The sequence below is a fragment of the Mycobacterium decipiens genome, from assembly GCF_963853665.1.
Lineage (GTDB): Bacteria > Actinomycetota > Actinomycetes > Mycobacteriales > Mycobacteriaceae > Mycobacterium > Mycobacterium decipiens.
The window spans coordinates 2298591-2312173 of record NZ_OY970459.1 but is presented as its reverse complement, the minus strand read 5'-3'; the positions used below and the strand labels follow the sequence as shown (position 1 = coordinate 2312173).

Annotated in this window: 12 protein-coding genes; all 12 read right to left on the bottom strand. The window is 63.8% G+C overall.

Going from position 1 to position 13583, the window contains the following annotated elements; genetic code table 11:
• Positions 1–45: 45 nt before the first annotated feature.
• The 12 genes from ilvA to fadD11 all read right to left on the bottom strand — a co-directional run bounded on the left by ilvA (position 46) and on the right by fadD11 (position 13382).
• On the bottom strand, positions 46–1335 hold the full coding sequence (ilvA, locus tag AADZ55_RS10430; RefSeq protein ID WP_085324735.1) for a threonine ammonia-lyase: 1290 nt from the start codon (positions 1333–1335) through the stop codon (positions 46–48).
• A gap of 34 nt (positions 1336–1369) precedes the next feature.
• Positions 1370–1816 carry a nitroreductase family deazaflavin-dependent oxidoreductase gene (locus tag AADZ55_RS10425; RefSeq protein ID WP_085324734.1) on the bottom strand — a complete coding sequence of 149 codons (447 nt, stop codon included), beginning with the start codon at positions 1814–1816 and terminating at the stop codon, positions 1370–1372.
• 31 nt (positions 1817–1847) lie between these two features.
• Complete coding sequence (locus AADZ55_RS10420) at positions 1848–4721, bottom strand: RND family transporter (RefSeq protein WP_085324733.1); 2874 nt, start codon at positions 4719–4721, stop codon at positions 1848–1850.
• Positions 4718–5149 carry an MmpS family transport accessory protein gene (locus AADZ55_RS10415; protein ID WP_423202375.1) on the bottom strand — a complete coding sequence of 144 codons (432 nt, stop codon included), beginning with the start codon at positions 5147–5149 and terminating at the stop codon, positions 4718–4720. Before AADZ55_RS10415 ends, AADZ55_RS10420 begins: the two co-directional genes overlap by 4 nt.
• Before the next feature lie 159 nt (positions 5150–5308).
• Positions 5309–5917, bottom strand: a complete 609-nt coding sequence (locus tag AADZ55_RS10410; RefSeq protein WP_085324731.1) for a TetR/AcrR family transcriptional regulator — start codon at positions 5915–5917, stop codon at positions 5309–5311.
• Between the two features lie 67 nt (positions 5918–5984).
• Positions 5985–6362: a fumarate reductase subunit FrdD gene (gene frdD, locus AADZ55_RS10405; protein ID WP_085324730.1), complete on the bottom strand. Its 378-nt coding sequence runs from the start codon at positions 6360–6362 to the stop codon at positions 5985–5987.
• The gene (locus AADZ55_RS10400; RefSeq protein ID WP_085324729.1) at positions 6359–6739 is read right to left on the bottom strand and encodes a fumarate reductase subunit C; all 381 of its coding nucleotides are present in this window, start codon (positions 6737–6739) and stop codon (positions 6359–6361) included. The genes frdD and AADZ55_RS10400 overlap by 4 nt, the downstream gene beginning before the upstream one ends.
• Positions 6736–7479 (bottom strand): succinate dehydrogenase iron-sulfur subunit, encoded by a 744-nt coding sequence (gene sdhB / locus AADZ55_RS10395; RefSeq protein WP_085324728.1) that lies wholly within the window; start codon positions 7477–7479, stop codon positions 6736–6738. Before sdhB ends, AADZ55_RS10400 begins: the two co-directional genes overlap by 4 nt.
• Before the next feature lie 2 nt (positions 7480–7481).
• On the bottom strand, positions 7482–9233 hold the full coding sequence (frdA, locus tag AADZ55_RS10390; RefSeq protein WP_085324727.1) for a fumarate reductase (quinol) flavoprotein subunit: 1752 nt from the start codon (positions 9231–9233) through the stop codon (positions 7482–7484).
• Between the two features lie 9 nt (positions 9234–9242).
• Complete coding sequence (locus AADZ55_RS10385; protein WP_242670072.1) at positions 9243–9476, bottom strand: hypothetical protein; 234 nt, start codon at positions 9474–9476, stop codon at positions 9243–9245.
• A gap of 128 nt (positions 9477–9604) precedes the next feature.
• Positions 9605–11542: a lysophospholipid acyltransferase gene (locus AADZ55_RS10380; RefSeq protein WP_085324830.1), complete on the bottom strand. Its 1938-nt coding sequence runs from the start codon at positions 11540–11542 to the stop codon at positions 9605–9607.
• Positions 11543–11555: 13 nt separating this feature from the next.
• The gene (fadD11, locus tag AADZ55_RS10375; RefSeq protein WP_085324726.1) at positions 11556–13382 is read right to left on the bottom strand and encodes a fatty acid--CoA ligase FadD11; all 1827 of its coding nucleotides are present in this window, start codon (positions 13380–13382) and stop codon (positions 11556–11558) included.
• Between the last annotated feature and the right edge of the window lie 201 nt (positions 13383–13583).

Genomic DNA, 13583 nt, shown 5'->3' with positions numbered 1-13583 from the left:
CCCGTACAACTTGGGACGCTCACGGCCGAATGCCCGCAGGCGCCACTACAACAGGTAGCGGTATGCCGGTGAACCGGGCTCAAGGGCTTCGATGTGAATCTCGGTCGCCCGCATCCGGGCCAGCAGGCCATCGAAATCCGCTGCCGATCCCAGCTCGATACCCACCAGCGCCTCGCCGGTCTCCCGGTTATTGCGTTTGACGTACTCGAACATGGTGATGTCGTCGTTGGGTCCGAGCACATCATCGAGGAATCGGCGCAGCGCACCGGGCTCCTGGGGGAAGTCGACCAGGAAGTAGTGCTTGAGGCCCAGGTGGACCAGCGAGCGTTCCAATACCTCCCCGTAACGGGACACGTCGTTGTTGCCGCCCGAAATCAGGCACACCACGGTCGACCCGGGCTCGACGTCGGCTTCCAACAGGCCGGCGACCGACAGCGCACCCGCGGGTTCGGCGATGATGCCCTCGTTCTGATACAGATCGAGCATCGCGGTGCACACCGCACCCTCGTCGACGGCGGTGATCGACACCATGTCTCCGGCTGCGGCCAGTGCGGCATAGGTCAGCGTGCCCGCCCGATTCACCGCGGCGCCATCAACGAACTGGTCGACGTGGTCCAACATGACCGGCTCGCCGGCCGCCAGCGCGGCCATCATGGCGGCGGCACCAGCCGGCTCGACACCCAGCACCGCCGTGTTCGCCGTCCGCTCGACCAGGTAGGTGGTGATGCCGGCAATGCAGCCGCCGCCGCCCACCGGGACCACCACCAGGTCCGGCTCGTCGTCGAGCTGGCCAAGCACCTCGACGGCAATCGTGCCCTGGCCGGCGATGGTACGCAGATCGTCAAACGGCGGCACCAGCGTGGCGCCGGTGCGTTCGACGTCCTGAAGCGCCGCCGCAGCGGCGAGATCGTAGGTCGATCCGCCCACGATCAACTCAATGAACTCTCCACCGTGGTAGCGGATCCGGTCAAGCTTCTGCTTGGGTGTTTTCGCGGGCACGTAGACCCGACCGTGCACCCCCAGTGAGCGACACGCGTAGGCGAAGCCCTGCGCGTGGTTGCCCGCCGAGGAACACACCACGCCGGCGGCCAGTTCCTCGTCGGACAACTGCACCAAGAGGTTGTAGGCCCCGCGCAACTTGTAGGAGCGCACCGTCTGCAGGTCTTCGCGTTTGAGGTAGACCGTGGCGCCAGTGATCGCCGACAACCGATCGCTGGGTTGCAACGGGGTGGGCGTGACCACCGGGGCGATCCGGTTGGCGGCACGGTCGATGTCTGCCGCGGAAAGTAACGGCAGCGATGAGCTGCTGGGGGTCTGGCTCAGTTCGGCGGACACCGGTTAATGGTGCCACGCCCTCCCATCCGCTCGCCTACCTGCCCGCGGGCACCGGGCTCAGCACGAACACCGGAATCTGGCGGTCCGTCTTGGTCTGGTAGGCGGCATAGTCCGGCCAGACCTGCACGGCGCGCTTCCACCACATGGCCTTCTCGTCGCCAAACACCTCGCGGGCGTCGTAGTCGCCGGTGACGGTGCCGTCCTGCAGCTCGACCCGCGGGTTCTTCGCGACGTTGTAGTACCAGACCGGGTTCTTCGGCGCCCCACCCAGCGATGCGACGATTGCGTACTCGCCGTTGTGCTCGACTCGCATCAACGGCGTCTTGCGGAGTTTGCCGGTCTTGGCCCCGACGGTGGTCAGCAGGATAACTGGCTTTCCCTGCAGAACCGTACCGTCGGTTCCGCCGGACTCCATATACTTGTCGGCTTGCTCGCGCGACCAGTCCAGTGGGCTGGGCGCATATTCCCCTGAAAGCGGCATGTCACCACTTTAGGGGCACTGTAGGGGCGGTTTAGCCCTCCGGTCGCTGCTGCAGCAGGTCACGAACCAAAGGACGTGGTCCATACGCCCGAAGCATCTTGCTGGCAGGCCGCGGGCGCACTGGTTGCGGCCACCAGAACCAGCGCCCGAGTAGCGTTGCGACGGACGGCGTCATGAACGCACGCACGATCAGCGTGTCGAAAAGCAGCCCGAGACCGATGGTGGTCCCGATCTGGCCGAGCACCCGCAGATCACTGAATACGAACGAGGACATCGTGGCGGCGAACACCAAGCCGGCAGCGGTGACCACCCCGCCGGTGCCGGCCATCGCACGGATAATGCCGGTCTTCAATCCGGCGCCGATTTCCTCCTTGAATCGAGAAATCAGGAGCAGGTTGTAGTCCGATCCCACAGCCAAGAGCAGGATGACCGCCAACGCAAGCACGATCCAGTACAGCTGGATACCGAAAATGTGCTGCCAAACCAGCACGGACAGGCCGAAAGAAGCGCCTAACGACAGCGCTACCGTACCCACAATAACGAGCGCTGCAACCAGGCTTCGCGTGATGATCATCATGATCAGCAAGATCAGGCTGAGCGCGGAAATTCCGGCGATCAAAAGGTCGTACTTGGCGCCGTCTTGAATGTCCTTGAAGGTCGCGGCGGTGCCGGAAATATAGAGCTTGGCGTCCGCCATGGGAGTTCCCTTGACGGCCTCGTGAGCTGCCCTCTTGATCGAGTCGATATGCGAGATGCCTTCGGGGGTCGCGGGATCGCCCTCATGGGAGATGATCATGCGAGCGGCCTTACCGTCCGGCGACAGGAACAATTTCATGCCACGCTGGAAATCGGGATTGTCGAAAGCCTCCGGAGGCAGGTAAAAGGAATCGTCGTTCTTGGCGGTATCGAATGCTTGTCCCATCGCGGCCGCGTTTTCAATCAAGGCCGCCGTCTGCGCGTAGATCCCCGACATGGTGGCGTAGTTTGCCAGCGCCAGCTCCCGATTGATCTCTTGGCTGGCGATCTGTTCCGGTATCAGCGCCACCAGTTGCGGCTGGATCGCATCCAACCTATCCAGGGTTGCGGTCACACTCGCCAGCTGCTCGCCGAGCTGATCGATACCGTCGATGGTGTCGAAGACCGATCTCAGCGCCCAACAGCTCGGGATGTCGTAGCAGTGCTTTTCCCAGTAGAAGTAACTACGAATCGGTCTGAAGAAGTCATCGAAGGTGGCGATCCTGTCTCGCAATTCATTTGCCGTAGCGATCGTTTGGTGAAAGCTTTCTGCCTGGCCGTGAGTAGCGGCCGCCAGCTCCTGCTGTAGGGCATACTGACGTTGCAGAATGGCGATCGTCTTCCCCAGCTCCGCGGCCTGCTTCAGCAAATCGGCTGCGCGGTCCCTCTGGTATTTCAGATTCTGAATCTGGCCGACGCTTTGCATACTGATCTGAAACGGTATCGAGCTGTGGTCGATCGGGGTTCCTAAGGGCCGGGTCATGGCCTGCACCAAGGCGATACCGGGGAGGTGGAAGACGGCCTTGGCGACCCGGTCCAGGATGAGCATGTCGGCCGGATTCCGCATATCGTGATCGGTCTCGATCATCAGCAGTTCGGGATTCAGCCGCGCCTGAGAGAAATGCCGCTCCGCGGCCGCGTAGCCGATATTGGCCGGGGCGGTAGCGGGCATGTAGTCGCGGGCATCGTAACTGGTCTGGTATCCCGGCAGCGCGAGCAGACCAACGAATGCGACTGCGCACGTCACCGCAAGAATTGGGCCGGGCCAACGCACGATGGCCGTGCCGATGCGCCGCCATCCCCTAGTCCTCATCGTGCGCTTGGGTTCGAAGAGACCGAAATGGCTACCCATGGTGAGAACGGCCGGGGCCAGGCTCAGCGCTGCCGCCAGGGCAACAACGACGCCGATCGAGGCGGGAACGCCCAGGCTTTCAAAGTAGGGCAGCCGGGTAAAGCTCAGGCAATACACCGCTCCGGCAACGGTCAGGCCCGAACCCAAGACGACGTGGGCGGTCCCGCGAAACATTGTGTAGAAGGCCGTTTCCCGATCCTGTCCAGCGTGGCGCGCCTCGTGATAGCGGCCGAGGACAAAGATCGCGTAGTCCGTACCGGCGGCGATGACCAGTAGCGTCAGCAGATTGGTCGCATACGTCGAGAGCCCGATAATCCCATAGTTTCCGAGGAAGGCGACGATTCCCCGGGCCGCCGCCAACTCGATAAGAACCGTGACGAGCACGAGGATCATGGTGACGATCGAACGGTAGACGAAAAGCAACATCACCGCGATCACCAGGAGAGTTATCCCGGTGACTTTCGCGGTTCCTTGGCTGCCCACTTGAAACTGATCGGTGATGAGCGGCGCCGCGCCGGTGACATAGGCCTTGACCCCAGCCGGTGGTGGCGTGTGAGTCACAATGTCGCGCACCGCGTCAACGGACGCGATCGATCTAGCCTCGCCTTGATTGCCGGCAAGATAGACCTGAACGTAGGCGGCTTTGCCGTCGGTGCTCTGTGCGCCCGCCGCCGTCAGCGGATCGCCCCAGAAGTCCTGAACGTGCTGGACATGCTTGGTGTCGTTGGAGAGATTGCGGATCAGGGTGTCATAGAACCGGTGGGCATCGTCGCCCAGGGGTTCATCGCCTTCCAGGACAATCATCGCCGCACTGTCGGAATCGAACTCGCGGAACACTTTGCCGATGCGTTTCATCGCCTGCAGCGACGGTGCGTCCGGGGAACTCTGTGCGACGTTGTGCGCTTCCCCGACCACCTCCAATTGCGGTACGGCAATATTGGTTATGGCGGCCAGGGCCACCCAGAACAGCAGGATCGGCAGCGAAAGCCGTCGGATGGTGTGCGGCACCAACGGCCGCCGCACCTGATGGTTACTCATGAGGATTTGTCGAGGCAGAACGTATAGGCACTCACTTCGTTGACAATCCTTTCGTCCTTGACCACCCCGTTGACGGTGATACGGCAGCCGATGGAACTGCTGTCGCCTTGCGCGACAACGTTGGCGAAGACCGCGGGTTGTGTCGTCGTTATCGTGTACGACCACGGCAGGGTGGTATCGAGGACTTGCTGCGGCGCAGCATTGACGTCCAGATAGTTGATCGTTGCCACGGTCCCGGGCGCGCCAAAGACCTCGAGGGTTACTCGCTTGGGGTTGAAAGGCTTGATCTCATTCGCGATGCCACCCGCAGTCGACGTGTCATTATGCGAACCGAAGATGCCATGCAGCCGATAGACGCTAGATCCCGCGACCGCGATCACCGCCACGGCCACCAACACCATCCAGCCGCGTTTGACCAGACCAGTCACCGAAATCCCATTCACCCGTTAGCCTTTCGATAACCGGCGACGCGATTGCTCGGACATGGACAACGCTCCATGCTTGCAGCGGGGATCTGCGGTTTTAACAGTACGGTACGGGACCGGACGCTACAAGACACGGGTTGCCCACCCGTTCGCACCCGCGCTTTAGCCGGCAGATCGGGTGAGGCTGGGGAGTATCACGTCATCGACAAGGGCTTGCACCGTGTCGTGATTGGGGGGCCGGTTGGGGATGATGGACCGGAAGATGAGGTAGCCAGGCAACAGGTCCCAGAGTTCGTAGTTGACGGCCGCGCCGGAGATCTCACCGCGGTCGACGGCCTGCTGCAGGATGTACTGGATCAGGGCTTTCCGCTGGTCGAGGAACTGATGCTGCAAGACGTCGTTGAGAGCGGGATTGCGCGACACTTCGACGAGCACCGCGCGGATGGTGCTGGCGTGCTGGCACGCCTGGTGGCAGATCAGCTCCCCCAGTTGCAGCAAATCGTCGCGCAGCGTGCCGGTATCTGGCGGCACCGCGACCTGGCGGATGCCTTCAATGAACGCGGCCAGCACCAGTTCCGCCTTCGATGGCCAGCGCCGATACACCGTCGCCTTGCTGGCGCGGGCACTCGCCGCAACGGCGTCCACCGTCAACCGGTCATAGCCGTGCTCCTGTAGCAGCCGCAACGTGACCGCAAGCAACTCGGTCTCGCGCGGCGACCAGGGTGAGGGTCCAGTGGGGCGATCCGCTATCTGGGTCACAGCGCCTACCATAGAGCCGCCGTGGCAGTACCGGCCAGTACCGTACCGTGTCGGTGACCGAAGCGCCCGGCCAACGGCCTCACGCGGTCAGCAATACCGAACCCGCGGCCGCCGACCCCAACACGGCCGTGCCGTAACAACACATGGCGATCACCCGGTCGAACCGGCCCAGTTGCAGCCCGTGTTCGAGCACGAACCGGAACCGGTGTGCCGCGTGGAACAGGGCCAACACCACAAGGCCCAGCAAACCAAGCTTGATAATCGGATTGCGCACCATCGTCAGCAGGTGGGCGTGGTCCGGCGCAGCGAGCCACCCAAGCGGAAACGCCAATCCAAATAGGAACAACAGGGCGGGCACAGCGAGGGCGGTCGCCATGCCCCCCGCGCTGAACAGCAGCCACAGGAAAGGCTCTGCTGACGGACGGCGAGCCCTTCGATCCGGCGTCGCGCCATTCATGAAATGACCATCCAGGCAACGGCCACCGACACCACCAACCATGCCGCGTAGTGCCCCGCAAGGACCGCGCGGGCAGGAACGCGGCGGCGCCGAATATGAATGACCATCGCACGAGGCGCCAGACCGAACCAGGTAATTGCGTGCAGCAGTAGGAAAATCAACGCGACGATGTTGAGCGCAACCACGAGCGGATGGGCGCTGAAGTCCAGGAATCGTTGGTAGGTATCTGCACCCGCTCCGACGGCGCGCACCAGCAGCACCAGATACAGCACGGACCAGGCCACGAACACGCAGCTCTTCTCGCGCAGCATGAACCACAGGTAGGACCGCCGTTTGGCCCACCAATACCGGTCGACCGGCTGACGATAGGTGGTCATTGGGCCCCCCGCGGGAACAGGAGCTTCTTCAGTGAGTGCGTTGCCGCGGTCAGCTTGTAGCGCTGGATCGCGCCGGCCGGATCGACGCCTTTTGGACACGCCGTCGAGCATTCGCCCACCAGGGTGCACGCCCACGCGCCGTCGGCCGCGGCGAGCACGTCCCGGCGATCCGGCGCGCCCTCGTCGCGCGAGTCCAGGTTGTAGCGCTGCCCCAGCGCGATGGCCGCGGGACCGAGGAAGTCGGGGTCCAGCGCATAGACCGGGCATGCCGAGTAGCACAGCATGCAGTTGATACACATGCTGAACTGCTTAAATTCGTCCAATTCGGCCGGGGTCTGCCGGTATTCGCCATCCTCGACGGAGCGCTCATCGTCCCGGATGATCCAGGGCTTGACGCTCGGTAGCTTGGCCATGAAGTCACTGATATCGACGACGAGATCGCGGATGACCGGGAAGTTTCGCATCGGCTCCACTCGTACCGGTCCGGGCAGGTAGTCGGCAAGGAACGTCGCGCACGCCAGTTTTGGGTCGCCATTGATGGTCACGCCACTGCTGCCGCAGATACCCATGCGGCACGACCAGCGGAAGGTTAGCGTTCCGTCGAGGTGATCCTTGATGTAGTTCAGACCATCGAGGACCGCCCACTCGCGGGTGAGGGGAACCTCGTAGGCCTCAAAGACCGGCTCCGACTCGGTCTCGGGCCGATACCTGGATACCTCCATGACGATTCGGTCCGCCATCCCTACCTCCCATACACGCGTTCGCTCGGGGGCCAGCGCGTGATCGTGACCGGAAGGTAGCCGACTCGCGCTGTTCCGTCGGATTCTCGATGAACCAGTGTGTGCGCCAGGAAATGCTCGTCGTCGCGGTTCGGAAAGTCGGTTCGTTGATGCGCACCACGGGATTCTTCGCGGCGCAAACCAGATTCGACGATCGTCTGTGCAATGTCGAGCATCCCCGACAACTCGAGTAACGCAGTCAGCTCGGTATTGAACGTGTGGCTGTGATCGTCGATGCCAGCCTTGGCGAATCGTTCCTGCAGCACTCGAATCTGGTCGGCCGCTTTGGTCAGGGTGGGACCGTCCCGGTAAATTCCCGCGGCGGTTTCCAACGTCGCTTGCATATCCGCCCGAATGTCCGCGATTCGTTCGCCTCCCGCAGCATGGCGACTGAGCTCGCGTTCCAGCCGCAACTCCTCAGTGCGTGCCTGAGCCCGCACCGCGGACGACGGGCCGCGGTCCGTCTTTCCAAGTTGCACTGCGTAATCCGCGGCAGCGCGGCCCGCTCGAGCACCGAATACCAGCAGCTCCGGCAGCGAGTTCGAGCCCAGTCGGTTGGCGCCATTGATACTCACGCATGCTGTTTCGCCCGCGGCGTATAGCCCCGGAAGCGTTGCGGCGCCATCGATATCGGTGTGGACGCCTCCCATCATGTAGTGCACTACGGGTTGCACGGGGATAAGTTCGTTCACCGGGTCGATGTGCTGGTAGTCGCGGCACAGCTCACGGATGAAGGGCAACTTCTCGTTGATCACGCGGGCGCCGAGGTGCCGGATGTCGAGGTAGACGACAGGTCCGTACGGGGTGTCGACCGTCCTTCCCTTCTCGTGCTCGTGCACGAACGCCTGGGACACACGATCCCTCGGCCCGAGCTCCATGCTGCGCAGCTTGGGCTCGGGCGTGGGCCTGCCGAGGTCGTAGTCCTGCAGATAGCGGTAGCCGTCCTTGTTGAGCAGCCAGCCGCCTTCAGCTCGTGCGGCCTCGGTGATCAAGATCCCGGTGAACGGCAGTCCGGTGGGGTGGTATTGGACGAATTCCATATCTTTCAGCGGGGCGCCCGCCCGGTACGCGAGCGCCATTCCATCGCCGGTCTTGATGTTCGCGTTGGTGGTAAACGGAAACACCCGCCCGCATCCGCCGGTGCACAGGATCACCGCGTCGGCGAGAATCGTTTCGATGCGCCCGCTCACCAGCTCGATGGCGACCAGACCGCATACCCTGCCGTCATCGACCAGCAACGTGGTCGCGAACCACTCGTCATAGCGCACGATGTCGGGGTATGCGAGCGTACGCTGAAACAAGGTGTGCAGCAGGTGAAATCCCGTCTTGTCCGCGGCAAACCAGGTACGGAGTTTCTTCATTCCGCCGAATGGGCGAACGGCAATGTGCCCATCAGGCTTGCGGCTCCAGGGGCAACCCCAGTGCTCGAGCTGAAACAACTCTTTCGGCGCCTCGGCCACGAAGGCCTCGACCGCGTCTTGGTCGCACAGCCAGTCGCCACCGGACACGGTGTCGTGCGCATGTTCGTCGAGGCTGTCGTCGTCACCCACGACCGCTGCAGCACCACCCTCTGCCGAGACGGTGTGGCTGCGCATCGGGTACACCTTGGAGACGATCGCCACGCTGAGGTGCGGATTCGTTTCGGCTATCGCTATTGCGGCGCGCAGACCCGCGCCGCCACCCCCGATCACCACGATGTTGTGCGTGGCGGTCATCGCGGTGGCTTACGCTTCGTGATCGCCGCTGTGCTCGTCCCGCAACACTTTTCCATTGTGTCGAATCGTGCGTAGCCGCATGGATCCGTCGTGGTAGAAATGCCGGATTTCGCGGCACCCGCAGGAGTACCTCAAGTCGTCATAGGTGAGGCCCTCGTCGTCGCGCTCGACGTGGTGGTCGCCGTCAACCATGTGCCCGCAGGGCGCCTTTTGCTTCGGGAAGTGCGTCGTGGTCGCGACCATAGTCCCGCCTCCTCCGTTGCTGGCAAGTGATCTAGATCACGTTCAGCCTATGCCCGGCGCGATTGCGCGTCCACCGTTTGACCCGTTCGTGATGGACGACTCGCGGCGCAGAACTAGAAACGCCCCGCTCATCGCCTCCGGGCCAGTTCTGCGAGTGTGTTGACCCGTCTTGTCGCCGTAGCGATCTCGTCGGCGAACTGCTGTCGGCGTTTGGCGATGTCCGCAGAATCGGCAACGTCGACCAGCTCCCGATGTCGAGCCAGCCGCAGTGCGGTCTTGAACAGCTCCATCGACCTCGACTCGGCACTGGCGATTCTGCGCTGCAGCTCCCACTGCTTGCCGACCTGCAGACACTCGGCGAGGAACACATCCTCGTCGAAAACGTCGTCCTCGTGGGCGGCCAGCCGGTCGGCGACGATGTGGTACGCATCGAGGAACGGCCGCAGCACCAGGTGAGCCAGCAGCACGTCAGCCGATTCCAGCAGCCGCCGCACATCGGCTGCGGCCGCGGGCTTGGTGGTGTCGGCCACCGGCCCAATGAGAAGCACCTCGTCGACGAGGTCCTTCTCGAACTGCGCCCGGCCGGAGAACAAGAACTCGAACTTCAGCAACTCGCGCAAGCTCAACGCCTCGTCACGCACGGTCGCCGGTGAAACCCAGCCGCTCACGGAGTTCTCGGAGGTCGCGGAGGTCGCGGCGACCCCAGCGGTCTCGGCGTTCCCGGAGACCCCAGCGACCTCAGCGACCTCGGTGGCCGCCAGCAACGCCATCTCCGCGATGGCCCGGTCGACCAAGATATGGATCGCGGTGTTGCGGTAGAACGCCGCGACCAGGTGCTGGTCCTCGCCGATACCCCAGACGGCTTCGGTGCCTGCGTCGTAGACGCTCACCACGCCGGAGGCGACCATCTCGTGCAAGGTCCACCGGATCGTCGACCGATTCGTCAGATCGGCCACGCCGGCCACCGCCCAGTTGCGGGCCGCGATGTAGCTGGCCAACGGGCGGACCGTCGCCAGGACCTCACTGATGGACAACGAGCGGTCCGCGCCCAGCAGCGCCAAACTCACCACGGCAGTAGGAGTTACCGGTGTAGCGCGGTTGATCCGGTGCTCGACGTCCAACGCGATGCGTTCGATCTCGGTACCGATCCCCGACCTGTCGGCGCGCATCTCCTCGAGGCGCTTGCGCAGCGGCAGCGGCTCGCCGAAGTCGAGGTAGGCGCGGCCGAGTCGCTCACCCTGCTGGCGCGCCAGCCGGATCAGGAACCGCAGGTCTTCGGGCCGCTTCACCGCGCCATAAGCCTCGGTGGTCATGGCCTCCACCTCATGCAACTGGTCGTACACGATCGAGGTCGGCACCAAATACACTTCGGGACCGTCGATTTCGTCGACCGCATCGGTGATGTACCGCAGGATCCCGAACACCGGTGGACGCAGCTTGCCGGTCCTGGTCCTGCCCCCTTCGATCGACCAGGTGAGGTTCATGTGGTTTTGCACCAACTGCGCGGCGTAGGCACGTAATACGAAGCGGTACACGGGAATATCTTTGGTCTGACGTCGAATGAAGATCGCCCCGGTACGTTTGGCCCAAGCGCCCATTGGAAAGAAGTTCAGGTTCGCCCCGCCGAAGGTCAGCGCCGGCGAGAGCCGGTTGGCCAGGATCGCCTCGGGCAGCAGCATGCCATCCAAGTAGGAGCGATGCGAAAAGGCGAATGCCAGGGTCGCTTTGCGATCCAGCTTGCGCAGGGACGTGATCTGGTCCTCGTCGACCAGGACGTCGTAGGCCCGCATGAGCCAACGGCTGAAGCCGCGCCACGCCTCAACCGCTCGCTCGTCCAGTGAGGCGGCCATCTCCCGCAGGTAGCCCGCGGCCTCGGCGCGCACGCTGTCCGGGTCGCGCCCGAACTCGTCGGCCAGCGCACACAGCCGGTCGTCATACCATGGGGCGCCCAGCAACTGGGTAACCTCGGCCGGATCAGTCGCCAGTGGCGTCGTCGACTCAGCAACAATGCCGGTGCGCTGCAGCACCTTTCGCAGCCCGATGCGGCCAACATCCCGTGCAGTCACCGGCTGTCCCCCGTCACGCCGGTTGTACCGATGGCGCGGCAGCGGGCTCATGGATCTCCGGACCCGGCTCATTCGCGTAGAGCTGTTCGATCTCCGCGGAATACTTCATGGCGATCGGACGGCGCTTGAGTTTCATCGTCAGGGTTATCTCGTCACCGCCCGGCTCCCACAAGGTGGGCAAAACGCGGAACCGCTTGATTTGCTCGACCCGCGACAGTTTGGCGTTGCCCTCGGCCACACCGGCGGCAATCCGTGCGATCACGTCCGGGTCAGCCGCCAGGGCCGCGGGTGAGGCGTCCGGCAGGCCGCGCTCGGCCGCATACGGGCCGACCGAGTCCGCGTCGAAAACCATCAGTGCGGTGTTGTACGGCCGCCCGTCGCCGATCGCGATCACGACGCCGACCATGGGGCACGCGGCCAGGACGGTGTTCTCAATGTTGGCCGGTGACATGTTCTTTCCGGCCGCGTTAATGATCAACTCCTTCTTGCGATCCACCACTCGCAGGTAGCCTTCGGAGTCGATGTCGAAGATATCGCCGGTGTGCAGCCAACCGTCGGAATCGATCGCCTCCGCGGTCTTGGCGGGTTCCTTGCGATAACCCCTCATCACCAGCGGGCCGCGCACCAAAAACTCGCCGTCCTCGGCGATCTTGCCTTCCAGACCAGGGAGCAATTTGCCGACGCTGCCCGGGCGCGCGTCGCCAGGATGGCTCACGGTGGCGGCGGCGCTGAGCTCCGACATTCCCCACACCTCACCGATCTGAAGGCCGATGCTGGCAAAGAAGGCCAGCGTTTCCTTCGGGACCGGAGCCGCGCCCGACATCGCCCACCGGAGATCCCCGAAGCCGAGCCGCTCCCGCAGCTTCGACAGCACCAACTCGTCGGCCTTGACCCACTCGGCGGCCACCGCATCCGACATCGGTTCGCCGGCGAGCAGCGCTCCGGCGCGCTTCGCGGCCACCGACATCGCCCACGCCAACGCCTGCCGCTTCATCTCGTCCGTCTCCTGGCCGACCGCGAATTCGATTCCGGCCTTAAGCTTCTCCCATACGCGAGGCACCGCAACCCAGACGGTGGGCCGCACGTCGGGCAGCGCAGCTGCAATTGCGCGCGGGTCGGCTACCACCGTGACCTGCGTGCCAAACATCTCCTGGAAGTACAGACCGCTCATCCGGTCGGCGATGTGGGCCGACGGCAGGAACGACGTCACCCGATCACCGAACCGGATCCCGAGCACCTCGTCGATGGCATAGCCCTCGAATAGCAGGTTCGTGTGGGTCATCTCCACACCCTTGGGGTTGCCGGTGGTACCGGAGGTGTAGATCAGCGTGACAACGTCCGCGGGTTGCACCGCACGCCACGTCGACTCGAAGTCGAAGTCGCTGGACGCGGCGCTGTATAGGCCCTCCACCGACAGCGTGCCCGCCGGCGTGCCGTCAACGCAGACGATGCGCTCGATGGACGAACCGCTGGCGCGGATGCGGTCGACATACTGCTCTTCGCAGATCACCACCTTGGTGCCCGCGTTGTCGAACACATAGGTCAGCTGCTCGGCGGGCAAAGTGTTATACACCGAAAACGAAGTGGCGCCGACGTGTTGAGCGCCCACCTCGAGCGGGTAGAACTCGATCCGGTTCGCCATCATCAGCGAAACCGTGTCGCCGCGCCGAACCCCCAACCCGGCCAGGCCGGCAGCGACCTGCCGCACCTGCGCCGCGTATTCCCGCCATGTCAATGTCTGGGTTCCGCCGGGGGTCCGGAGCGCCACGGCGTCCGGATCGATCGCCGCGGTGCGCTGGAACGCCTCGCACATCGTTGTCGGACGCTCGGTTGTGGCCATTTCCGTTCTCCTTAGCACCGGATCCGCGTTGCCCACATCGCTTTGGTGAGCGTACGTCCGCGGTCACGGGCACGGAATACTTTCCGTGACGAAGCGCCGCACGTCAGCGACACCCGAGCCAGGATTCGCGGCACGCTGCTCGGTGGCACCTGGCGTTGACTGCAGTTGCGCCGCATCCGTTTACCGTACGCGACGGTCACG

Coding starts and splice junctions, on each gene's coding strand:
- AADZ55_RS10425 (WP_085324734.1), bottom strand. CDS start 1,816: ATGCCGCTTTCAGGGGAATATGCGCCCAGCCCACTGGACTGGTCGCGC.
- AADZ55_RS10420 (WP_085324733.1), bottom strand. CDS start 4,721: ATGAGTAACCATCAGGTGCGGCGGCCGTTGGTGCCGCACACCATCCGA.
- AADZ55_RS10410 (WP_085324731.1), bottom strand. CDS start 5,917: ATGGTAGGCGCTGTGACCCAGATAGCGGATCGCCCCACTGGACCCTCA.
- frdD (WP_085324730.1), bottom strand. CDS start 6,362: ATGAATGGCGCGACGCCGGATCGAAGGGCTCGCCGTCCGTCAGCAGAG.
- AADZ55_RS10400 (WP_085324729.1), bottom strand. CDS start 6,739: ATGACCACCTATCGTCAGCCGGTCGACCGGTATTGGTGGGCCAAACGG.
- sdhB (WP_085324728.1), bottom strand. CDS start 7,479: ATGGCGGACCGAATCGTCATGGAGGTATCCAGGTATCGGCCCGAGACC.
- frdA (WP_085324727.1), bottom strand. CDS start 9,233: ATGACCGCCACGCACAACATCGTGGTGATCGGGGGTGGCGGCGCGGGT.
- AADZ55_RS10385 (WP_242670072.1), bottom strand. CDS start 9,476: ATGGTCGCGACCACGACGCACTTCCCGAAGCAAAAGGCGCCCTGCGGG.
- fadD11 (WP_085324726.1), bottom strand. CDS start 13,382: ATGGCCACAACCGAGCGTCCGACAACGATGTGCGAGGCGTTCCAGCGC.